Here is a 19,986-nt window from a genome sequence, read left to right as displayed (position 1 = left end):
TTCGCATTACTTATGCAATTCTTTATTACTCAATGTATGAAAAATCCCCCACAGAAGAATATTTACAATGATAAACAGCAATATTTCCACTAAATTAAAGTCTATCAAATTCCGTGACCGCATTGCCACCATAGCTTGGGAGTAGGGATAGATTAAAGATAATTTATCAGATACAAAAATCATCATGAATCCTACGAAAGTACCAATAGAACCAATTCCCACAGATTTACTAAAAACACGAGTTTTAGCTGTCACAAAAAACTGTACTGCCATCATACTAATTGTTCCAAAAATCCCCAATAAATCCCACTTAAGGTAGGTGAACAAATTAGAAATTTCTAAATGAATTAGGTGAGCACTGACATAAAAAATACCAAACAAGAACAACTGTAAAACAGCAATAAACAAGATAATTACTATTTCTTTTGCCAACAATAATTTCCCAAGACTGACATTATTAGCTCTGAGAAATTCAATATTTTTCCTATCAAACTCTTTTCCTAACATCATGGCTACATAAATGCTGACCAAAATCGGAAAGAAAAGCTGGCTATAATAGAAGGTCAATTGTCCCCATAAAACAGGCACTTTTTCACTTTCTGCAACCATAGAATAAGCTGCACCTAAGTAAATACCAAGACCAATCAGGCTACAAAAAGCTAAGAAGAAAATACCAATCATCAACATGGAAAATTTTTGGGTTTTCCGCCATTCTACTGATAGATAAGACATCATAGCTTGCCTCCTTTCTTTTCAACTAGATAGAGAGATAAGAAGAGATAGATTAGGGCTATTGGCAAATATGTAAAGAGTTTAAATCCTAGGTTTGTCGCCAAAACATAACTCACTTGACTGGCGACTTTCTGGTAATCCACCAGAGACAGATATGCTATACCACCAAATGGGAAAATCAGCTGTAGAAAAGCTGTTGCATGACCAAATCCAACTCCAAGAAATCCTCCGAAAATCCCTAATGCCATTATCAATGCCTGCTTTTTCAGTAAAAACTGCAAAGTCAAAAACAGACAGGTTAAGACAAAAGATGCTAGCAAGAAAATGACGATTTGCCAGAGGATTAGGCTAACAGGCATTTCTAGACCAGAAAAGTTTGCAATCAACTGGACTACTACTCCCTCCAAAATAGCGAGAAAGGTCAAAACGAACATAGTCAGGCCAAGCTTACTCAGAAAGATATGCCGTACATTTTCACCATTTGCCAAAAGCAGTTTGAAAGTGTTGCCCTCCTTCTCGTTCTTGACAATCCGGGATACAAAGAGAGCAATCACGATAGGGAGAATCAAGCCATTTACTTCTTTTATCATATAGAAAATTAGGTTAATCTGGTGCATGTCTGGATTACTTAGGTAACGTGTAGCGGCTGCAATTGCCCAAGCAAATCCGACTCCCATAACTAGTATGATAATGAAGAAGGATTTGGTTCGTTTTGCCTTGAGCAATTCAATAGACAAATTATTCAACATAAGACTCACTCCTTGGTTAAGTTGAGGAAGATAGATTCCAAGGTTTCTTGTTCTTGCTTCACTTCATAAATTGGAACTTCCTCGACTATTAAATCTCGTAACAAACTAGAAATCTGCTGGTCGGCAAGGTTAGTCAGCTTGAGTTTATCCTCATGTATTTCTAACATCTTGCACGGATAACCAAATAACACTTGGCTAATGGCTTCACGTCGACCTCTAAAATCCCCACGCACTTCCAGCCATTTATTGGACTGAATTTTACGAATTTCTCCCTCGTAAACGAGTTGACCATGATTGATAATCCCTACACGGTCAGCGATATGCTCTACTTCAGAAAGGATATGGGTAGAGATGAAGACAGTAATGCCCTGTTCTTTTGCCAACTTGATAATCAGTTCCCGAATTTCATGAATCCCTGCTGGGTCTAGCCCGTTAGTTGGTTCATCCAGTATCAACAAACGCGGTTTCTTGACTAAGGCAAAGGCTAAAGCCAAACGCTGTTTCATACCCAGAGAATAATCTTTAACCAATTTTTTCTTGTTTTTAGGTTGATCTAACCCAACAATTTTCAAGGTTTCCTGAATATTTTTCTTATCAAATCCAAGGATTTTTTGGAAAACCAAGAGATTTTCATAGCCTGTCAAATTAGGATAATAAGACGGTTCTTCAATCATAGAGCCAATCTGATTAAGATACTGCTTGTCCGTACCTATGGATTGACCGAACACTTCAATATCCCCAGCTGTACGAGAAATCAAAGACAAAATCATCTTCATGGTGGTTGTTTTCCCAGCTCCATTTGGACCTAGAAAACCATAAATCTCACCTTGTTGAACTGATAAGGAACTAAGGTTAACTACCTGAGTGTCCTTAAATTCCTTTTGTAAGTTTTTTATCTGTAAAACATTACTAATCATTATGAACTTCCTCCATTAAACTAAAAAATTTTCTATAATTTTGATTTCCATGAATCAAATTATCATGAGTATCTTTGATAACATCTCTACTACTCTTATCAACAAAAATGATAGAATCAACATAATTCACAATATCTAATTGGTGAGTCACTATTACCATTGTTTTGTCTGAATAAAATGGATTTGGATTACTCCACCACCAGCACCAAGAACGTTATCAAGTTCTTCAAGAGTCAATTCTTGAAGAGAATTCATTGCTTCAATCTCAACGAGATTCATTTGTTGTTTAACCATTTGGAAATACCTCACTGATTAAAATTAATTTGAGAAGTATCTCTATCTAGGTTATGTCTTTATTATAGACATGCTAGATTAATTTTAAACTAAGCTAACCTTAATTTTACATTAAGATTAAAGTATTTTTCTTTTTTTCACTCTTTTAAATGGTATAATTTAAATAAGCGAGGTAAGATTATGAGTTTCGAACAACAACTCCTGAATAAGCACATCCTTATCATTGATGACGACAAAATTTTAAACTCTTCCATAAGAGATATTCTCACTGCCTACGGATTTTCCAATCTAACATCAGCCTATGATATAGAATCTAGTTTGGACATGATTGAAATAGAGCAGTTCGACCTTTTCCTTTTGGACATTATGCTACCCGATGGGGATGGCTACACATTAGCAAAACATATCCGAAAAAAAGGCGATACTCCTATCCTCTTTCTGACTGCCAAAAATAATCCTGAAGATGAGATAGCTGGTTTCAATGCTGGTGGTGATGATTATATCATGAAACCCTTCATTCCAAAAAATCTTATCTATCGTATTATGGCTCTGCTCCGTAGAAGTTATAAATCAGAACAGGAAACAATACAGATTGGACAGACTTTGGTGAGTTTTCGGAATGCAACAGTACAAAAAAATGGAGCAGAAATTTCTATTACGCCAATTGAAATTCAGATTTTGAAAAAACTTTACGATAATAAAAATTACATCGTTTCAACCGAATCTCTCTGTGATACGATTTGGGGAGTGGATAGCTTTGGTTATGAAAACTCTTTGACTGTACATATTCGGAAAATTCGAGAAAAAATAGAAGAAAATCCTTCAAAACCTCAATATTTAAAGACAGCTAAAGGGCTAGGATATAAATTGTTATCATGATTATGAATCAAACCAAAATTTTAAGGTATTCACTAAAGAAATTTATCTTTTCTTCCATCATTATCTTTATTACCAATATTATTCTAATTGCCAGTTTTGTTTTCTACATTAGTAAAAAGCAAACTGCTACTGAGACTGTGAAAATAATTTCTGAACACATTACCATCACAAATAATAACGTCCACATACCTGAAAATGATATTTCTAGTCTAAAAGAACAAAAGTTATGGCTCATGGTATTGGATAAGCAGACTGGAAAACAAGTGTACGAACAGTATAAACCTACAGAAGTTCCTTCGCAATTTGACTACGGGGACATTTTACAGTTTTCTCGCTATTATCTTTCAGATTATCCTGTTTTTAGTCAGATAAAAGGTGGATACATCATTGTTGTTGGTTTTCCAAAAGATAAAATTGCTCGTTATAGTTTTAATTACTTAGATATAGATAGTCTCCGCCTGTTTCCACTAATAGCATTTGGAGTATTGCTTTTCAACTGCCTTTATTTCGCTTTTCTTTACTACTATGGCGTGACGCATATCAATCGTAAAATTGTGCCTCTTGTAACTGCTATTCAGAATCTCCCATATGGTTTAAAAAATCCAATAAATTCTATATCAGAACTAGAATATCTTACAACTGCAATTAATCAAACCGATACTCTACTCAAAGAGAATGAAGTCTTTAAAGAGCAATGGATTTCAGGTATTGCACACGATATCAAAACACCTCTTTCTGTCATCATTTCTAACGCGTCCTTGTTAAATGATTCTGAACTAGATACACAGTTTAAAAAACATATTCGTCCAATATTGACGGAATCCTATTACATCCAAAATGTTTTAAATGACTTAAATATAGTAGCTCGCCTTTCATCCGGTCATCTTCAATTAAATCAGACTGAAACAAAAATTATCCCCTTCTTCAAAGACATTCTCATCCATATTTTAAATCAAGAAATCTGGAATGAATTTGAATTTGAATTTGATTACGATTATTCACTTGTTAATCAATCTATCATGATTGAGCAGTTTTTAATCACAAGAGTTATCCATAATATCATCTACAACTCTGTTTTACATAACGAAAAGGGTTGCACAATAAGAATCCACTTATACAAAAAAGATACAAATGTAATTGTCGAAATCAAAGATAATGGACAGGGAGCTTCACCAGAAAAAATTGCTGAACTTAATGAATTATCTTTTAAAAACATTGATATTTCTAAAATTAGAACGACTGGAATTGGGCTAAAAATTTCAAAACAAATTGTTGATTTGCATCAGGGTTCTATTTCGTTTGCTAGTATCCAAAATGAATTCTTTGAAAGTATCATTTCACTTCCAATTTTCAACATTACCAATTAGCCAAAAAATGGAGAAGAACCATTAGAGTTTTCTCCATTTTATTCATCTTTAGTCTAATCATTGAGTATTATAGGCTTTTAAACCAAATTCCGAGAATACATTTGAAATAAAAAAGAATGCTGATAAATCAACATTCTTTTTAAGTATTATTTGCAAAAAACAAGATATTTTGTCTGTTTAGCTACCAAAAAGATACCATATCTGCTTATTTTTTCTTACAATTTTTTTGACGTGCTTTTAATTTCTTCATCGCCCAATCATAATGACTTGAAGTAGTGCTTACAAAATACGAACCAAGTACACTTCCTCCTACCCACTTATAGACATCTTTTGAAAACAATTCTTCTCCTAACCTACAATATTTGTACAAATTTTATAGGTTTCATCTAATAGAAACTTATAACTTGGGATTTGTTTACTTACAGTACGCCTCTATTTTATCCTCATATTTTTTCAAAAGTTCCCGTGAATATATTTTTTCATTTTTTGAATCTCTAACTTCTTTCCAAAGGATAGCTGCAGCTTTTAACTTGTTAGAATAGTATTCGCTAAATTCATCTGCACAAAAATCTTTTAAAAATTGGTTCCATTGGCAAACTGAATTATCATATTTGGCATAGTCTGATTCTCCATAGTATATTTTAATCATATCTTGGATTGTAAATTTTATATCGTTATCCCTTTTTACTTTTCGCCAAGCTGTTGCCATATCAGCATTAAATTTAAACGAATTAACGCCTATTACCTCTGAAAAATATTCTCGAAATTTTTGGTTAAAAGAAAATCCGCATTCAAGTAACGGTGTATCTAATGTTATAACTTCGGATTGATTTTTGTTTCCTTTGCTCAAAAATTTTTCTATCCTATTTCCCTTAAAATATTGTTCTATAATATGATTCAGCTCCTGTTTTGTACATCTATACTCCAATCCAAGAGATTTACAAATTTGTGAAAGTTCATCTCGATACCAGTAGTATCTGTTAAATTCTTCAAATGATTTTATATCTCGAAAATCAGGTCTATTCTCTTTCAAATGCTTACCTCTACACCTTCAAATTTGTCTTATTATACCATATTTATCCCTGTCACATAAAGCTATAACAGAAAAATATTACAATCTTGTAATTACTGTATTTCTATTAAGCTTAACTTTGCCTTTTCTCTTGATATAGTCTTCAATATCAAACACATTCTTTTTATCTAATTCTTCAAGCAACTTCTAATTGAGTAAATCCTGTTTCTAATAGGAAACCTTTATGAGTCATTCGTTTTTGCCCCACTTTTGCCCCATTTTTAAATTCTGACATTGAAAATACCTAAAAGTATTTCCCTAAAATCAGCTATATTTCAACATTTTTGTTTATTTTCAATATGAAAAGTTCTTACAAATCCATAACAAGAGGCAACCAACTATACACAGAAGATGGAGAAGAGTTGTATATTGATCCAACTTCTCAGAAAAGAACATTTCATACCCAATATGAACCTGGTTTTATTGTAGCAAGAGAAAAATCTCCATTAGAACTCTTAATTGAAAATAAGGAGCTATTAAATAAATAGAAAAAGCGAGTTTTAGGCTCGCTTTTTCTATGAAGTATTACTTCTAAGGACTTTGTCTTCATTCTGAAACGATTGGCTAATCCAATCGTTTATTTAGTATCTGTTAGTTAAAGGAACTTTTACAAAAATTCAAAATAATTCTTAACATCCTCTGCATATTCATGCTTTTCAATTAAACTAGCTAACAAATCTCTATTATGTCCTTGGTAATTATCCTCTCGCCGCAATTCTTCATACATTTCGATAAAAGGAAGTCCTTTGGCCTTGGCTGATTCTAGTTCTGCTTCATAGTCATAGGCAATTTTTCGAAATTGAATATTGACTAATTCACCATTTTCAACTTCAAGTAAGGCATACTGAGCTCGGTGATTTTTCAGCCCATTCCAGTCAAAATAAGGCATACCAATCGAACCTGGATTGATGATTTGTTGACCTTGACTACCATAACGCAAAAGCTGTTTATGGACATGTCCATAGACGGCTACATCTGTAGCTTCATCAAGTAGCTGGTCAAATTTTTCGGTACCATTTTCGACCAGCAAATCACCACCGTAATTTTTCTCAGGTAAATTATGAGAAAGAGAAAAACGCAAGCCTTCAACTTCTTTCTTGGCTACCATAGGTAGATTCCTCAACCAATCAATTTGCTCTGGGTTTAGGCGCTCCATCAAATACTGAGTCATCCTGAGAAGCTGAATTTCTTGAGGATCCTCTAAACCATATTGCCCATCTAAAGCCTCTAAAACACAATCATCCCAGTTTCCTCGAACGGATGCTGTAATGGGTAGGCCTTTCAAAAGAGCCACCAAGTCATTTGCTCCCGGCCCAGGAAGAAAAATATCTCCCAAAAGCCAATATTCAGTCGCTCCCAAATTTTTAGCGTCCTCAAGTACTCCAGCTAAGGCCGTCGTGTTGCCATGTATGTCTGATAAAATTGCAATCTTATGGTTCATTTTCTGCTCTTTCTTTAGTGGATAGCTTTCGGTTTATTCAATCCACTCTTATATTTTTTACTTTTCTTCATTATAGCATAAAATAGCTAGAAGATTTTCAATTGACAATTATAAGTCATTCGTTATTTTTGCCCCACTTTTGCCCCATTTTTAAAACCTGACATTAAAAATACCTAAAAGTATTTCCCTAAAATCAGCTATATTTCAACATTTTTGTTTATTTTCAATATGAAAAGTTCTTACAAATTCATGTAGGGGGCATCTAAACAACAGGAAAAAGCCTTATAATATAGGGCTTTTTTTGTTGTGCTAAGGTAAATTTATCCCATCATTTTTTATGAACACCCTTTTCAGACATCTCTGATTAGATGACTCTCTTCAAAAAATTTTTAAAATTTAAAATAAAAGTCTTGCTTTTCTTTTTATTTGTGATATACTTGTTCTTGTATCAGATACAAGTTATCTAAAGGAGTTTATATGGATACGAAATTTTCAGTTTCCTTGCACATCCTAACCATGATTAGTGAGAGCAAGGAAACCTTAAGTTCACAAGCTCTTGCTGAGAGCGTCGGAACCAATGCTAGTTATATTCGTAAGGTGATTGCCTTATTGAAAAACGCTGGCTTAATTACTTCCCATCAAGGAAAAACAGGCTATCAACTCAGTAAGTCCCCAAAGGAAGTGACCTTACTTGAAATTTATTTTGCGACACAAGAAGTCAGCCATATCAGCTTATTTCCTGTTCACCAAAATAGCAACCCTGATTGCCCAGTAGGGAAACATATCCAGGCTGCCGTTTCACCACTATTTGCTAGCGCTGAAGCTCAACTTGAGAAGGAACTAGCCCAGCAAACCTTAGAAGATGTCATTAACAATCTTTATAAAGAAGCCAAACAAAAACGAAACTGATTTGCATGCAGATCAGTTTTAAAAAGACTATACTTGTATCTATATCAGATACAATAAAAAAATAGAAAATAGAAAAGAGAAGACAATGAAAGCTGCACAACATACTACTTATAACAAAAAGAATATCACTCTTAACATCACAGAAATCGCAAAACCAAGTATCACAGACAAAGAAGTTTTGGTCAAAGTCACCGCTGCTGGTGTTAATCCTCTGGATAACATGATTTCCCGAGGAGAAGTCAAGATGATCGTCCCTTACAAACTCCCACAAACTGCAGGTAATGAAGTGGTCGGTATCATTGAAGAGACCGGTAGCCAAGTCAAAAATCTCAAAGTCGGAGACCGAGTTTTTGGGCGTTTACCACTTGATCATATTGGTGCCTTTGCAGAATACCTAGCTGTCGATAGTCAGGCTCTAGCCAAGGTCCCAGACTATCTTTCTGACGAGGAAGCGGCTGCTGTGCCTTTGACTGCCTTGACTATTATGCAAGCCTTAGAACTCATGGGTGCTCAAGCTGGCAAAACGATCTTTATCTCTGGTGGTACAGGCGGTGTCGGTGGGATGGCCATTCCGATTGCTAAGGCCAAAGGTTTGAAGGTTATTACCAATGGGGCTGGAGATAGCGCTGAGCGTGTATTGAACCTAGGAGCGGACCGCTTTATCGATTACAAAACAGAGGATTATACAAAAACTGTTAGCCAGGTTGATTATGTCCTCGATACCCTTGGGGGTGCTGAGACTGAAAAACAAATGTCTATCATAAAAAAAGGTGGTCAGCTTGTTTCCCTCCGTGCTATGCCAAATGGTGACTTTGCCAAACGCATGAACCTGCCAAAATGGAAACAGATGATTCTTGGCTTAGCCGGTCGCAAATTTGATAAGATGGCTGATGAATACGGCATTCACTACAATTTTATCTTTGTAGAAAGCAATGGTGCTCAATTACAAGAGGTAGCTGACCTCTTTAGCAAACTCGAAATCAAGCCATCTATCGATACAGTCTATCCATTTGAAGAAGTAAATAGCGCCTTAGACAAGGTCGCTAATGGTCGCTCACGTGGAAAAACAGTCCTCAGCTTTAAGAAATAAAAAGGAAAAGACAATGTCATATCTTACTACAAAAAATCAATACATCACAGTCGACGGGAACAAAATCGCTTATCGCGAACTTAGTAAAGGCAAATCAAAACTACCTCTTCTGATGCTGGTCCATTTGGCAGCAACCCTCGACAACTGGGATCCAAAACTCTTGGACTTGATTGCTGAAAAACACCATGTGATTGTGGTCGACCTCCCTGGTGTCGGTGCTAGTCAAGGAAAAGTGGCCCCAACCATTCCTGGAATGGCTGAGCAGACAATTGCCTTTGTAAAAGCCCTTGGTTACGATAAAATCAATCTCCTAGGTCTTTCTATGGGAGGGATGATTGCCCAAGAAATGGTTCGAATCAAGCCTGATTTGGTCAACCGTCTCATCTTGGCAGGAACAGGACCTCGAGGTGGAAAAGAGGTCGATAAGGTCACAGGGAAAACATTTAACTATATGTTTAAAGCTGGACTAGAGCGCATCGATCCTAAACGCTATATCTTCTATAACCATGATGAACAAGGAAAAATCGAAGCCTTGAAAGTTCTCGGACGAATGGGAATGCGAACCAAGGAATTTGCGGACAAAGACATGAGTGTGCCTGGTTTCTTGACTCAACTCAAAGCTATTAAACGTTGGGGGAAAGATTCTCAAGACGACCTAAGATTCATCACCCAACCAACCTTAATCGTCAATGGGGACAAGGATATGCAGGTTCCAACAGAAAATTCTTATGATATGCATGAGAAAATAAAAGATAGTAAGCTCATCATCTATCCAAATGCTGGTCACGGTTCGATCTTCCAATATGCAGAGGAGTTTTCAAAAGAACTCATTTCTTTCTTGGAGGATTAATATGGTCAAAACCATTCTAATAACAGGTGCTACGGATGGCATTGGAAAGCACTTGGCAAAGAAACTGGCCAGTGAAGGCCATCAGGTCATTCTTCATGGGCGTAATCCTCAAAAACTGGAATTGGCGCTTCAAGAGGTTCGGGCCGTTTCCTTGAGAGGTAGAGTTTCTAGCTACTTGGCAGATTTTTCAAAATTAGATGATGTTTATCGATTTGTGGAGGAAATCAAGCGAGACTTTCAAAGGATCGATGTCTTGTTTAACAACGCAGGACTGTATGCAGGAAAAGAACGAAAAGCAAGTGCTGAAAATACCGAGTTGACTTTTATGTTATCCGTTCTGGTTCCCTATGTATTAACAACTGAGCTAAGTCCCTTGTTAGAAAAAGCGGCTGACGGTCGTGTCATTAATACCTCTTCCTATATGCATCATTTTGCCAAGGTCAAGGATTTGGATTTTGGATTTGAGAACAACTACAATCCCGGATTGGCCTATAATAATTCCAAACTCTATACCATCTGGATGACACGATATCTAGCAAGAGATCTCTTTTTAAAAGGTTCAAATATCACTATTAATGCCTATCATCCCGGCTTGATTTCAACCAACTTAGGGAATAATTCCAGTGATGAAAAGACGAAAAAATCTCTCTTCGGACGACTGATGAAGTCTCTCTCAAAAGATCTAGATCAGGGAATCGAAACAGGCTATTATCTCACCTTATCAGAGGAAGTCAGGGGCTTGACTGGCTACTATTTTGACGAAAAGAAAGTGAAGTCTGTATCTGAAAAAGGCTACTCATTTGAAAAAGCACAAGATTTAATCAATTACTGCAATGATAAAATTGAGTTGTTTAAACAGAAATATGCTCTACTTAATTAGAAAAAAGTTCAATTTCCGTTTTACGAGAAAGAGAACTACCAATTCAAGAATAAAGGAATTCGTGTCACGAGCGCCTTCAGTATTGAGCAACTTACTCTTTGGAGCGGCTAAAGCTTCTCTGGTTCTTTGGTCATAATAGACCGCTTGACCATTGCATTCGCCGATAAAGACGCGACGTCTAAGAAAAAACATATTTACTTCTTTCTATTTATGAAAATAAGTCTTCAAATTTTGGAATTTTATTATCCTAGTATACCATAAACCAACTTACTAGGTCATAGAATAGCTAAGAGCTACATCTTGCTAAAAGGTTGACAGAACTTCGCTCCATAGGATATGATGGGAATACTTGGAATTTTAACTCTGCACGATTTTTACTCCTTCTACTGAAAAAGCGTTGGTGAGTTCAATTCTATATTTGGAGGTTTCTATGAAAATCTATTATTCAAAATTTGTCGGTGTCGGCTATCTAGTCTTTGCGGTGGGTGTATTCTTTCAATTTTTCTTTTTCCTCGCGCATGGATTGATCGACTTTTCCCAGCTTAGTCTTCTCACTGTGGTTCCAACCATCCTCTTTTTCGCTGCTATCTATTCAACGATTGCAGGCATCAAAAGACTTTCTAGTCGTAGGCTCTCCTTTGAATTCACCTTTGAAGGCATTTATGTCTATCCTGAGCTCTTCTTTTCCAAGGAAATCTTCATCCCAAAAGAAGAATTGTTGCGAGCATCGTATGTTGAAGTGGATGTCAGTGACCCCGACCATGTCAACAGCAAAGCTTGCTATTTAGATTTTGACCTGAGAGAGGTGACCCAGCTAGAAGATATTTCTAAGTCAAACGTCATCATCGATACAAGTGTTCTGATATTGCGGCTCGCCCTTAGCCTCTGTCGATTTAGAGAGGAAGAAAAAGCCGAGTTGGCGACCTATCTAAAAGAAAACTACGGCATTGATTTCTTATATTAGCAAGTAAAAAAAGCCCTGATGTAGGGCTTTTTTGATATTGTCCTTATTATCTTTCACTTTAACGCGAGCTTGCTAATTAGCCAACTTAAACGTCGTGTAAATTTGAATGCTTAAAATTTTATGCTTCGAAAACTTGTAAAAAAGCAAGAACATTTCTCCACCCTTACTTCATGTTGATGTGCTTAGTTACGGTAAAACTGGTTATCTTTGTCGCTTACAGATTGACCGATAGACAAGACATCTTGACTGCCATCTGTACCTGTCACTTCGTTTTGGACTCCAGCTGGGGTAAAGATCAGTCGTGCCCCTTGTCCACCACCGACAAGATGAATACCTGTTGAGTAGTAGCCGTCTTTTTCCTCTACTTGACCCATCTCGTATTTAAAGGTTCCATTTGAACTTTGGATCGTTACAATTCCATCTGCTGTGACTGTTGCAGTTGTTCCCGCGTAGTTTTCCCAAGTTCCTACAAATTTAGCGTAAGCCTCTTGTGATTTTTTCTTATCTTCCTTTTGTTCTGCTTGAGTAGTTGTAGCTTCTGTCGCACTATTTGATTCTGACTTCTGCTCCTCTTTTTGGCCTGCTTCAGTTTTACTTGCGGACTCTGTAGTCACCTTGCTTGTTGTCTCCTTTTGGTTTGAAGATGACGTATTCTTGTCAGTCTTTCCACCACAGGCAACCAAGGTCAAGGCAGCCAACAAGGTCAGGACTGATAGGCTCGTATAGCGCAATGTTTTGTTTTTCATAAAAATCTCCTTTGAAATAGACTCAGATAAAAGTAGCTCGTCAGATTTTGCATATATTTGACGGCTGTATCATAGTCTTCAGTGTATCATTTATTTGCTTTTAATTCAATAGCTATCATATGTCGAAAAAAGGCTAATCCAAGTAGGAATTAGCCCTTTTATTTCTAGTTTTGATTTGCTCGTTTTTTAGTAGATAAACATGGCATCGCCAAAGCTAAAGAAACGGTATTTTTCATCGATAGCATGCTGGTAGGCTTTGAGGACCAATTCACGGCCTGCAAAGGCAGAAACTAGCATGACCAAGGTAGACTTCGGCAAATGGAAATTAGTAGAAAAAGCATCCACCACCTTCCAGTCATAGCCTGGCTTGATAAAGATATTAGTCCAGCCAGAGTCGGCCTGGATTTGGCCGTCAAACTTGCTTCCGATAGTCTCTAGCGTACGGATAGAGGTAGTCCCCACAGCAATGACACGGCCACCATTTTCTTTGACCTGACGCAAGGTCGCTGCAGCTTCCTCAGACAATTGATAAAACTCTGAGTGCATCTCGTGCTCATCCAAATTATCTACTGAAACAGGTCTAAAGGTCCCAAGTCCAACGTGCAAGGTCAGGTAGACTAGATGAACACCTTTTTGCTGGATTTCTTCTAGTAATTCTTTGGTAAAATGTAGCCCTGCAGTTGGGGCTGCTGCTGATCCACTCTCCTTGGCATAGACTGTCTGGTAACGTTCACGGTCATCCAATTTTTCGTGAATATAAGGAGGCAAAGGCATTTCTCCAAGACTTTCAAGTACTTCTAGGAAAATCCCCTCATACTCAAAACGGACAATACGGCCACCATGAGTTAATTCCTCAGTCACAACTGCGCTAAGTCGACCATCACCAAAGATAACACGGGTGCCGACCTTGAGACGTTTAGCTGGTTTAGCCAAGACTTCCCATTCGTCTCCAGCTGTATTTTTCAAAAGCAAGAGTTCAACATGGCCTCCTGTTTCTTCTTTTTGACCATGAAGTCGAGCTGGCAAGACACGGGTATCATTCATAACCAGGGCATCACCTGGCTCTAACATTTCGATAATAGAGTGAAAGTGGCGGTCTTGAAATTCACCTGTTTTGCGATTGACCATCAAGAGTTTAGAGGCATCGCGCTTTTCCAAAGGAGTCTGAGCAATCAGCTCCTCTGGCAAGTGAAAATCAAAATCATTTGTATTTAATGTCGTCATTCTTCTTTTCTCTTCTCATTTATTCAAATTACTTATCAAAGCGAACTTCTTCAAGTAGGTACTCGATGAAGCGTTCACCCATCTTAGACAAGCTAGTTTTCTCATGCTGGATATAAACCAGTTCAATGGGATCATCAATATCAAGTGGAATCGAAACGATATTGTCTCCATTGAGGTTACTATTAAGGATACCAGTCGCGATGGTATAACCGTCCAAACCAATCAAGAGATTGAACAAGGTCGCACGGTCACTAACAACGATGGATTTCTTATGGTGTTCTTGTGACAAAATCTCTTCTGAGAAATAGAAGGAATTATGGGTCCCTTGGTCATAGCTCAAATATGGGAAGTCTTCTAGGTCTGCCAACTGCACCTTGTCTCTCTTAGCAAGAGGGTTGGTCTTGCTGACAAATATATGGGGTTGGGCTGTAAAGAGATGGTGGGCAACGAGATGGTTGTCGTCCAACATCTTCGAAAGAACGTCCCGGTTATAGCTATTTAAAAAGAGAACTCCTACTTCACTTCGGAAGTTCTTGACGTCGTCGATGATCTCCCAAGTTCTGGTTTCACGCAAAAAAAGCTCGTACTTTTCCATATCGCTTTTCTTAAGCAAGGAAACAAAAGCATTGACCACAAAAGCATAGTGCTGCGAAGACACACTAAAAAGCTCGCGATGAGCGATTGGGTTCTTATAGCGTTCTTCTAGAAGTTGCGTTTGCTCGACAACCTGACGGGCATAGGATAGAAACTCCATCCCATCACGTGTGAGGGTAATTCCCTTAGGATTTCGGATAAAAATCTCAATTCCCATCTCATTTTCTAGGTCACGAACGGCATTTGATAGACTCGGTTGTGTAATGAAAAGTTGCTTGGCAGCCTCATTCATCGAACCAGTCTCTACGATTTTGATAATATAGTGTAATTGTTGAATTCTCATGTTTTTATTGTACCATACTTGAGGCAATATAAAAAGGAACAGTCACTGAAAGCCAAGCTAGCCGCATATCAGTCTTTTTACAGCTCATAAAAAAGAGGTTGGAAGATTTCCAACCTCTTTTTCTGTTCTAGCAAGTTAAAACTAGCTGTCTTTTCTCCAAAAGATGGCTAATAAAATCATGGCTCCTAAAACTGATGGGATAATAGCCGTATCAGCTAAGATAGGCCCCCAAGTTCCAAAAAGCATTTGACCCAGGAAAGCACCAATCCAACCCAGGAACATTTTCCCGAAGCATCCCATCCGTTCTCCACGATTGGTGATAGCTCCTGCTAATAGTCCGATCAAAAGACCGACAAACATACTTCCAATCATAGTTTCTCCTTAAATTGCCCAATCTCCATTGCGGAAGAGTGGTACGCGTGTTCCATCCTCACGGATACCATCGATATCCATTTGGTTAGAACCAATCATAAAGTCAACGTGAACGTCTGAACGATTAAGTCCTGCAGCTTCTAGCTCTTCTTCGCTCATCTCTGCTCCACCAACAACGCTCGTTGCATAGGCTGCACCGATAGCCAAGTGATTGGAAGCATTTTCGTCAAAAAGGGTGTTAAAGAAGGTAATACCTGACTGTGAAATTGGGCTTGGATCTGGTACCAAGGCACATTCACCCAAGGCACGCGCACCAGCATTCTTAAAGACGAGGTCCTTCATTACTTGATCACCCTTTTCAGCTGTGATATCAACGATTTGACCATTTTCAAAGGTCACTTTGATGCCTTCGATGATATTTCCGTTGTAGCTGAGAGGTTTTGTAGAAGTGACATAACCATCTGCGCGACGGAAATCAGGGGCTGTAAAGACCTCTTCTGTTGGCATATTTGGCAAGAAACCTTCGCCTTGAGCATTGATCGCTCCGGCAGATTCCCAAACGTGGTTCTTCGGCAAGCCAAGTGTCAAGTCTGTTCCAGGAGCAGTGTAGTGAAGAGCTGAGAATTGTTCTTTGTTGAGTATTTCCGCCTTGCTCTTGAGGATAGCAGCATGTTCTTCCCAAGCCTTAACTGGATCTTCTTCGTAGACACGGCAAGTCTTGAAGATTTGGTCCCAAAGGAGGTCCACTGCTTCTTCGTCGCTCGCAGCATTTGGAAAGACTTTCTTAGCCCACTCAAGTCCAGCAGCGGCTGCTACAGTCCAGCTAACCTTGTTAGATTGAGTTGCGATACGCATTGGCTTCATAGCAATTCCCATTGCTTTAGCAGAAGCTGAGAGCTTTTCAGCATCTACTCCGTTCAATGCACCCGGATCAGAAGAACGAACACCGAGACGACTTGCTTTATTTTCAAGTAGGTAGTTCATCTCAGCAATCTTGTAATCTGGCACATTGTCCAAACGCTCCATCGGCGCGTGAAGGAATTTCTCACGGTTTACAAAGTCATCTGCCCATTGAACGATAACTTCGTGGGCTCCAAGTGCATAGGCTTCTTTGACGATTAAGTGAGCCAACTCACGTTGCTCTACATCGATAGAGAGAGCCAAGGTATGATCAGGTTGCACGTTCACTCCGTTTGCAACCAAAAGCTTAGCGTATTTTTCTAGATTTTCTTTAAAATTTGGTAAAACCATCTTGTTTCTCTTTTCTATTTTTATTTCAAATCTTTGAGCATATTTGTCTTACTCAAAATTCTTCCCTTACTAGTATATCACATATATTAGCATTTTAAAAAACAAGCTCATTAAAGCTTGTTTTTATTTAACTATCACAAAAGTCGTGTACATATCTTTCCACTTCTTTTTCCATAAATTGAATCTCACCAATATCCCATCTATTTTTTTTAGAAGTTATCTTTGCCATCATCTGTAATTTTAAACTCTGACGATAGAATATCCCTTCTCTTTCCCATTGTTCTAATTTAGCCTCTGGATAGGAGTTGCCAAACCTGGAGTTCTGACTATCGGTAGTAATACAAAGGTTGCCAAAGGAATGTAAAAACTTCGCAGGTAATTGGCTCTCTCCATCATGTCCATTTGGATTCTGAGGATACCAATGCTCTATGGAGCGACGATATGCAAATTTGAAATGATTAAAATTAATATTCTTGTACTCTTTCTCTAATTCGGCACGATTTTTCCATAAAACATAATCTACAAAGTTAAAAGCATAAACAGGAATTGCTCCATATTTTTTTATACTTTTATCTTCAGTAAACAATCTTTCCTCAGCATATCTCACTGCCATTTTTTCAAGAAAATCCTTAAAGAGACTAGCAAATTCTGTTTGATTTAACTCTTCAATATGCTTGTAGAGAAATTGTAAAATCTCATATAACCAACGACTATCACGATTAGCAGTAAAGGTCACAGCAAACATGGATTGAAGGAGGATAATGTTTTTGTTAATCTCCGAATCCGAAAACGTATTATTAGTAAAATGTTCTTCGACTATGTAATGCTCTTTCGCTTTTCCATTAGGTTGATATTCATAATAAGTTCCCTTCTGCAAAAACCATTCATCCTTATTTCTGCTTGAAGAATCTATATTTGAATTTCTAACGATGTAATTATCAAAAATATGCTTTATTTTAAGAAGAAATTCACTGAATTCAATAATCCAAGTCTTATTTTTATTTTTTATATCAAATAGAGCTAAGAGTTTCTTATCGTCTAACTGAACCTCATTGGTATCCTTACCTTCCCAAATTGCCAATACATGGAGTAAGAAGGTTGGAAAATCGATAACTTGGGTATAATCACCAAAATCTTTTTCTACTTCTATATTTTTTTCATTTATCTTTTTTTCTAATATATCTGATAACTTTCTTCTTTCATTTTGATAAAAATCAATATCATCATAAATATTATGAAATGAGTAATTTGTAAAATGCCATCCAAAAATACGTTCGCGTTCTTGAAAATCATCTGCTCTCTTCCGTCGCATCTTAAATTGACTTGATACCGGTTTATCAAACTCTGCACAGGCATCCCAAATTCTTGCAAATTTTTGTGCCATTTCTTGATTTTCACCAAATTTAGCCATCATTTGTGCCTTGAGAATCTCATGAGACTCTAGTTGTTCGCCTCGAGAGTTGAAACGTTCGAAATAAAGATTCAAATCTAAATCCTCAGGAAGTATACTCCGAAAAATGATGACCTTTTCAAAAAGATAACCAACGAAAGACTGAGGATTCAATTGGCGCTCTTCTAACACTTTTTTCAATGCGTCTCTAGCATGTCCGTAACCTCTAGTCAGCTCATTTTCATCGCCCTCAGAGATTTTTTGCTTAGTAAATAGTTTTTGAATATTCTCATTTGATTTCTTCCGAGCTGGAAAGGTAAGATTGACAGCTTTCAATCTATCAAAACCAAACTCATGCTTCAAAGCTAAGGCAATCAAATTAAGGGCCGTTGTTCGCTGCTGCCCATCTATGATTTTGAAAATGTCATTATCTTTATTAACGACTAATGTTCCAATATAGTAATTGTCTCTATTTTCTTGAACAGCATCTGCTACGTCGTTCAATAACTGCTCAATTTCATTATAAGTCCAAGCAAAATTTCTCTGATAAAGAGGAATAGCATAGGTATCTTCATTTAACAAACGATTCACTGATAAACTTATATGTGTTTCTACCATTTATCTTTTTCCTCTTCTATAATCTTGTCCACAGTATAATTTTCAAATAGCTCTCTATCTATCTTGATCATGAAATCATTCGGAGTGACAGCATGGGATAAAAGTTGAAATAGCTTTTGAGACTCTTTTTGTCTAAAACTTCCACCAGCGGCGTATTTCCCTACCGTTGCATCATATATAGCTTTAGACTTAACTCGAGGGTAATAAGACCAAATAAACAAGGTCTCTATTATCTCCTTTGATAGCTCATCTTTTCCAAATCTCTCTGCAAAAAGAGAGCAAATATTTAGAAACAGATTGTAGCATTTGAGATAGCGTCCCTTTGAGCTATTGTAAATGTTCAACATGCCTTCTGGGTAAGCTACATTTTTTTCTCCCTCTTCAGGCTCATCAGAAAATCCTAACCTTTCATTTAAGAAATCTTTATGATCTTTAATAGTTTCATGAGCAGATTCAATATACTCAAAAAATTTACTTCCGTCAATGATTGGCATAGTAATTGACATAGGGAAGTTTTCAATATGACGATATAATTCTAGGTATGGAAAATTCTGATTCAAATCAACGCCTTTAAAGTCGTCAATATAATCCTCTGTAAATCGTAGATAAGAGCCATAACGCTTGTTTGTTAATCCTGTTTCTCCCCTAGACCACCGTCTCATACGGAAAAGATGTTTATCAAATAACTCTTTGAGGCTTAAATCCTTATCTTCTACAAATTGCTCCCACTTTTCAACAATCTTTTCATCTTCTGAATCTTGCTTGCGAAGATGATAGGCTTTGAGCAAATCATGAGGTTCTAAAGATTTACCACGATTATTCTGAGAATCAAATAACTGAAAGGCCTCTGATAATCGTTCCTGTGGCATAGTAATCACAGAGACAGAACAATTTTCCAATAAAAAATTGCAAATATCTTTGGCCTCCTTTTCGCCAACCAATTGAGTCAAATTTTCCCACTCATTATAATTTTCACTCGCATGATAGCAAGATATCTCTCCAAATTCAGCACTAAGCAGTTGATTCGCGCCTTCATAATCCTTTAACTTTTCTAATGAATGAAGAAACAAGGAAATAGAAATTAGCCGTTGCTGTCCATCGACAATATCTAAGTATCCATCATTTTCATGCAAGATAACAGAACCAACCTGATATTCCTTTTTCCCCATAGCATCTCGTAAATCATAAAAAAGATTACGTATATGCTTTCTGCTCCATTTATAAGGTCTTTGATAAGAAGGAATCCGCAAATCCCCTTCTTTCAATAGTTCACCAACCTTTTTAGAAGTAAATTGAATAGTCAT

General features: G+C 37.1%; 21 protein-coding genes and 2 pseudogenes. 7 read left to right on the top strand and 16 right to left on the bottom strand.

Going from position 1 to position 19,986, the window contains the following annotated elements; all coding sequences use genetic code 11:
• Positions 1 to 6: 6 nt before the first annotated feature.
• The 4 genes from HMPREF9423_RS10865 to HMPREF9423_RS10850 form a co-directional block, all read right to left on the bottom strand.
• Positions 7 to 735: an ABC transporter permease gene (locus HMPREF9423_RS10865; protein WP_006149384.1), complete on the bottom strand. Its 729-nt coding sequence runs from the start codon at positions 733 to 735 to the stop codon at positions 7 to 9.
• Positions 732 to 1,481, bottom strand: coding sequence for an ABC transporter permease (locus HMPREF9423_RS10860; RefSeq protein ID WP_029689695.1), 750 nt, complete (start codon positions 1,479 to 1,481; stop codon positions 732 to 734). Before HMPREF9423_RS10860 ends, HMPREF9423_RS10865 begins: the two co-directional genes overlap by 4 nt.
• A gap of 5 nt (positions 1,482 to 1,486) precedes the next feature.
• Positions 1,487 to 2,398, bottom strand: a complete 912-nt coding sequence (locus HMPREF9423_RS10855; protein ID WP_006149382.1) for an ABC transporter ATP-binding protein — start codon at positions 2,396 to 2,398, stop codon at positions 1,487 to 1,489.
• 153 nt (positions 2,399 to 2,551) lie between these two features.
• Positions 2,552 to 2,692, bottom strand: a complete 141-nt coding sequence (locus HMPREF9423_RS10850; RefSeq protein WP_006149380.1) for a type A2 lanthipeptide — start codon at positions 2,690 to 2,692, stop codon at positions 2,552 to 2,554.
• A 180-nt stretch (positions 2,693 to 2,872) separates the two neighbouring features.
• Between HMPREF9423_RS10850 and HMPREF9423_RS10845 the strand changes: the two genes are divergently transcribed.
• Together HMPREF9423_RS10845 and HMPREF9423_RS10840 are read left to right on the top strand one after the other, a co-directional pair.
• Positions 2,873 to 3,571 carry a response regulator transcription factor gene (locus HMPREF9423_RS10845; RefSeq protein WP_006149379.1) on the top strand — a complete coding sequence of 233 codons (699 nt, stop codon included), beginning with the start codon at positions 2,873 to 2,875 and terminating at the stop codon, positions 3,569 to 3,571.
• Entirely contained in the window at positions 3,568 to 4,938 is a 1,371-nt protein-coding gene (locus tag HMPREF9423_RS10840; RefSeq protein WP_006149378.1) for a sensor histidine kinase, read from the top strand. The genes HMPREF9423_RS10845 and HMPREF9423_RS10840 overlap by 4 nt, the downstream gene beginning before the upstream one ends.
• 205 nt (positions 4,939 to 5,143) lie before the next feature.
• On the opposite strand, the pseudogene HMPREF9423_RS12125 reads toward HMPREF9423_RS10840, so the two are convergent.
• The 4 genes and pseudogenes from HMPREF9423_RS12125 to HMPREF9423_RS10830 form a co-directional block, all read right to left on the bottom strand.
• Positions 5,144 to 5,284 (bottom strand): annotated as a pseudogene (locus HMPREF9423_RS12125) (ClbS/DfsB family four-helix bundle protein); the annotation flags it as partial.
• Between the two features lie 69 nt (positions 5,285 to 5,353).
• Positions 5,354 to 5,971: an SAP domain-containing protein gene (locus HMPREF9423_RS10835; RefSeq protein ID WP_006149376.1), complete on the bottom strand. Its 618-nt coding sequence runs from the start codon at positions 5,969 to 5,971 to the stop codon at positions 5,354 to 5,356.
• Positions 5,972 to 6,049: 78 nt separating this feature from the next.
• Positions 6,050 to 6,157 (bottom strand): annotated as a pseudogene (locus tag HMPREF9423_RS12550) (conjugal transfer protein); the annotation flags it as partial.
• A 460-nt stretch (positions 6,158 to 6,617) separates the two neighbouring features.
• The gene (locus HMPREF9423_RS10830) at positions 6,618 to 7,451 is read right to left on the bottom strand and encodes a metallophosphoesterase family protein (protein ID WP_006149374.1); all 834 of its coding nucleotides are present in this window, start codon (positions 7,449 to 7,451) and stop codon (positions 6,618 to 6,620) included.
• A gap of 477 nt (positions 7,452 to 7,928) precedes the next feature.
• On the opposite strand from HMPREF9423_RS10830, the gene HMPREF9423_RS10825 reads away from it, so the two are divergent.
• From HMPREF9423_RS10825 to HMPREF9423_RS10810, 4 genes are all read left to right on the top strand, one after another.
• Complete coding sequence (locus HMPREF9423_RS10825; protein WP_006149373.1) at positions 7,929 to 8,360, top strand: Rrf2 family transcriptional regulator; 432 nt, start codon at positions 7,929 to 7,931, stop codon at positions 8,358 to 8,360.
• 85 nt (positions 8,361 to 8,445) lie between these two features.
• The gene (locus HMPREF9423_RS10820) at positions 8,446 to 9,450 is read left to right on the top strand and encodes an NADP-dependent oxidoreductase (RefSeq protein WP_006149372.1); all 1,005 of its coding nucleotides are present in this window, start codon (positions 8,446 to 8,448) and stop codon (positions 9,448 to 9,450) included.
• Positions 9,451 to 9,463: 13 nt separating this feature from the next.
• On the top strand, positions 9,464 to 10,300 hold the full coding sequence (locus HMPREF9423_RS10815; protein WP_006155886.1) for an alpha/beta fold hydrolase: 837 nt from the start codon (positions 9,464 to 9,466) through the stop codon (positions 10,298 to 10,300).
• Position 10,301: 1 nt separating this feature from the next.
• Positions 10,302 to 11,180, top strand: coding sequence for an SDR family NAD(P)-dependent oxidoreductase (locus HMPREF9423_RS10810; protein WP_006149370.1), 879 nt, complete (start codon positions 10,302 to 10,304; stop codon positions 11,178 to 11,180).
• Here HMPREF9423_RS10810 and HMPREF9423_RS10805 read toward each other — a convergent pair.
• Entirely contained in the window at positions 11,169 to 11,372 is a 204-nt protein-coding gene (locus HMPREF9423_RS10805; protein ID WP_006149369.1) for a hypothetical protein, read from the bottom strand. The genes HMPREF9423_RS10810 and HMPREF9423_RS10805 overlap by 12 nt on opposite strands.
• A gap of 238 nt (positions 11,373 to 11,610) precedes the next feature.
• Between HMPREF9423_RS10805 and HMPREF9423_RS10800 the strand changes: the two genes are divergently transcribed.
• A complete protein-coding gene (locus HMPREF9423_RS10800; RefSeq protein WP_006149368.1) occupies positions 11,611 to 12,144 on the top strand; it encodes a hypothetical protein in 534 nt (177 codons plus the stop codon).
• Positions 12,145 to 12,326: 182 nt separating this feature from the next.
• On the opposite strand, the gene HMPREF9423_RS10795 is transcribed toward HMPREF9423_RS10800, so the two are convergent.
• The 7 genes from HMPREF9423_RS10795 to HMPREF9423_RS10765 all read right to left on the bottom strand — a co-directional run bounded on the left by HMPREF9423_RS10795 (position 12,327) and on the right by HMPREF9423_RS10765 (position 19,986).
• Entirely contained in the window at positions 12,327 to 12,890 is a 564-nt protein-coding gene (locus HMPREF9423_RS10795) for a hypothetical protein (RefSeq protein WP_006149367.1), read from the bottom strand.
• A 186-nt stretch (positions 12,891 to 13,076) separates the two neighbouring features.
• Positions 13,077 to 14,114 (bottom strand): tRNA preQ1(34) S-adenosylmethionine ribosyltransferase-isomerase QueA, encoded by a 1,038-nt coding sequence (gene queA, locus HMPREF9423_RS10790; RefSeq protein ID WP_006149366.1) that lies wholly within the window; start codon positions 14,112 to 14,114, stop codon positions 13,077 to 13,079.
• Positions 14,115 to 14,142: 28 nt separating this feature from the next.
• Positions 14,143 to 15,051 carry a LysR family transcriptional regulator gene (locus tag HMPREF9423_RS10785; RefSeq protein ID WP_004250738.1) on the bottom strand — a complete coding sequence of 303 codons (909 nt, stop codon included), beginning with the start codon at positions 15,049 to 15,051 and terminating at the stop codon, positions 14,143 to 14,145.
• Between the two features lie 141 nt (positions 15,052 to 15,192).
• Positions 15,193 to 15,423 (bottom strand): GlsB/YeaQ/YmgE family stress response membrane protein, encoded by a 231-nt coding sequence (locus tag HMPREF9423_RS10780; protein ID WP_006149365.1) that lies wholly within the window; start codon positions 15,421 to 15,423, stop codon positions 15,193 to 15,195.
• Between the two features lie 9 nt (positions 15,424 to 15,432).
• Complete coding sequence (locus HMPREF9423_RS10775; protein WP_006149363.1) at positions 15,433 to 16,674, bottom strand: aminopeptidase; 1,242 nt, start codon at positions 16,672 to 16,674, stop codon at positions 15,433 to 15,435.
• A gap of 127 nt (positions 16,675 to 16,801) precedes the next feature.
• Positions 16,802 to 18,682: a DUF262 domain-containing protein gene (locus HMPREF9423_RS10770; protein WP_006149362.1), complete on the bottom strand. Its 1,881-nt coding sequence runs from the start codon at positions 18,680 to 18,682 to the stop codon at positions 16,802 to 16,804.
• Positions 18,676 to 19,986 carry a DUF262 domain-containing protein gene (locus HMPREF9423_RS10765; protein ID WP_006149361.1) on the bottom strand — a complete coding sequence of 437 codons (1,311 nt, stop codon included), beginning with the start codon at positions 19,984 to 19,986 and terminating at the stop codon, positions 18,676 to 18,678. Before HMPREF9423_RS10765 ends, HMPREF9423_RS10770 begins: the two co-directional genes overlap by 7 nt.

It is taken from the genome of Streptococcus infantis ATCC 700779, assembly GCF_000187465.1.
In the GTDB taxonomy this organism is placed as follows: Bacteria; Bacillota; Bacilli; order Lactobacillales; family Streptococcaceae; genus Streptococcus; species Streptococcus infantis.
Note: the sequence above shows the minus strand (reverse complement) of the source record. Positions and strands in the feature narration are given on the sequence as shown.

Bases quoted from the DNA above. Each gene is read 5' to 3' on its own strand.
- HMPREF9423_RS10770 (WP_006149362.1), bottom strand. From the start codon at position 18,682: ATGGTAGAAACACATATAAGTTTATCAGTGAATCGTTTGTTAAATGAA.
- HMPREF9423_RS10785 (WP_004250738.1), bottom strand. From the start codon at position 15,051: ATGAGAATTCAACAATTACACTATATTATCAAAATCGTAGAGACTGGT.
- HMPREF9423_RS10775 (WP_006149363.1), bottom strand. From the start codon at position 16,674: ATGGTTTTACCAAATTTTAAAGAAAATCTAGAAAAATACGCTAAGCTT.
- HMPREF9423_RS10860 (WP_029689695.1), bottom strand. From the start codon at position 1,481: ATGTTGAATAATTTGTCTATTGAATTGCTCAAGGCAAAACGAACCAAA.
- HMPREF9423_RS10845 (WP_006149379.1), top strand. From the start codon at position 2,873: ATGAGTTTCGAACAACAACTCCTGAATAAGCACATCCTTATCATTGAT.
- queA (WP_006149366.1), bottom strand. From the start codon at position 14,114: ATGACGACATTAAATACAAATGATTTTGATTTTCACTTGCCAGAGGAG.
- HMPREF9423_RS10850 (WP_006149380.1), bottom strand. From the start codon at position 2,692: ATGGTTAAACAACAAATGAATCTCGTTGAGATTGAAGCAATGAATTCT.
- HMPREF9423_RS10765 (WP_006149361.1), bottom strand. From the start codon at position 19,986: ATGACTATTCAATTTACTTCTAAAAAGGTTGGTGAACTATTGAAAGAA.
- HMPREF9423_RS10800 (WP_006149368.1), top strand. From the start codon at position 11,611: ATGAAAATCTATTATTCAAAATTTGTCGGTGTCGGCTATCTAGTCTTT.
- HMPREF9423_RS10780 (WP_006149365.1), bottom strand. From the start codon at position 15,423: ATGATTGGAAGTATGTTTGTCGGTCTTTTGATCGGACTATTAGCAGGA.
- HMPREF9423_RS10825 (WP_006149373.1), top strand. From the start codon at position 7,929: ATGGATACGAAATTTTCAGTTTCCTTGCACATCCTAACCATGATTAGT.
- HMPREF9423_RS10830 (WP_006149374.1), bottom strand. From the start codon at position 7,451: ATGAACCATAAGATTGCAATTTTATCAGACATACATGGCAACACGACG.
- HMPREF9423_RS10805 (WP_006149369.1), bottom strand. From the start codon at position 11,372: ATGTTTTTTCTTAGACGTCGCGTCTTTATCGGCGAATGCAATGGTCAA.
- HMPREF9423_RS10795 (WP_006149367.1), bottom strand. From the start codon at position 12,890: ATGAAAAACAAAACATTGCGCTATACGAGCCTATCAGTCCTGACCTTG.
- HMPREF9423_RS10865 (WP_006149384.1), bottom strand. From the start codon at position 735: ATGATGTCTTATCTATCAGTAGAATGGCGGAAAACCCAAAAATTTTCC.
- HMPREF9423_RS10840 (WP_006149378.1), top strand. From the start codon at position 3,568: ATGATTATGAATCAAACCAAAATTTTAAGGTATTCACTAAAGAAATTT.
- HMPREF9423_RS10810 (WP_006149370.1), top strand. From the start codon at position 10,302: ATGGTCAAAACCATTCTAATAACAGGTGCTACGGATGGCATTGGAAAG.
- HMPREF9423_RS10855 (WP_006149382.1), bottom strand. From the start codon at position 2,398: ATGATTAGTAATGTTTTACAGATAAAAAACTTACAAAAGGAATTTAAG.
- HMPREF9423_RS10820 (WP_006149372.1), top strand. From the start codon at position 8,446: ATGAAAGCTGCACAACATACTACTTATAACAAAAAGAATATCACTCTT.
- HMPREF9423_RS10815 (WP_006155886.1), top strand. From the start codon at position 9,464: ATGTCATATCTTACTACAAAAAATCAATACATCACAGTCGACGGGAAC.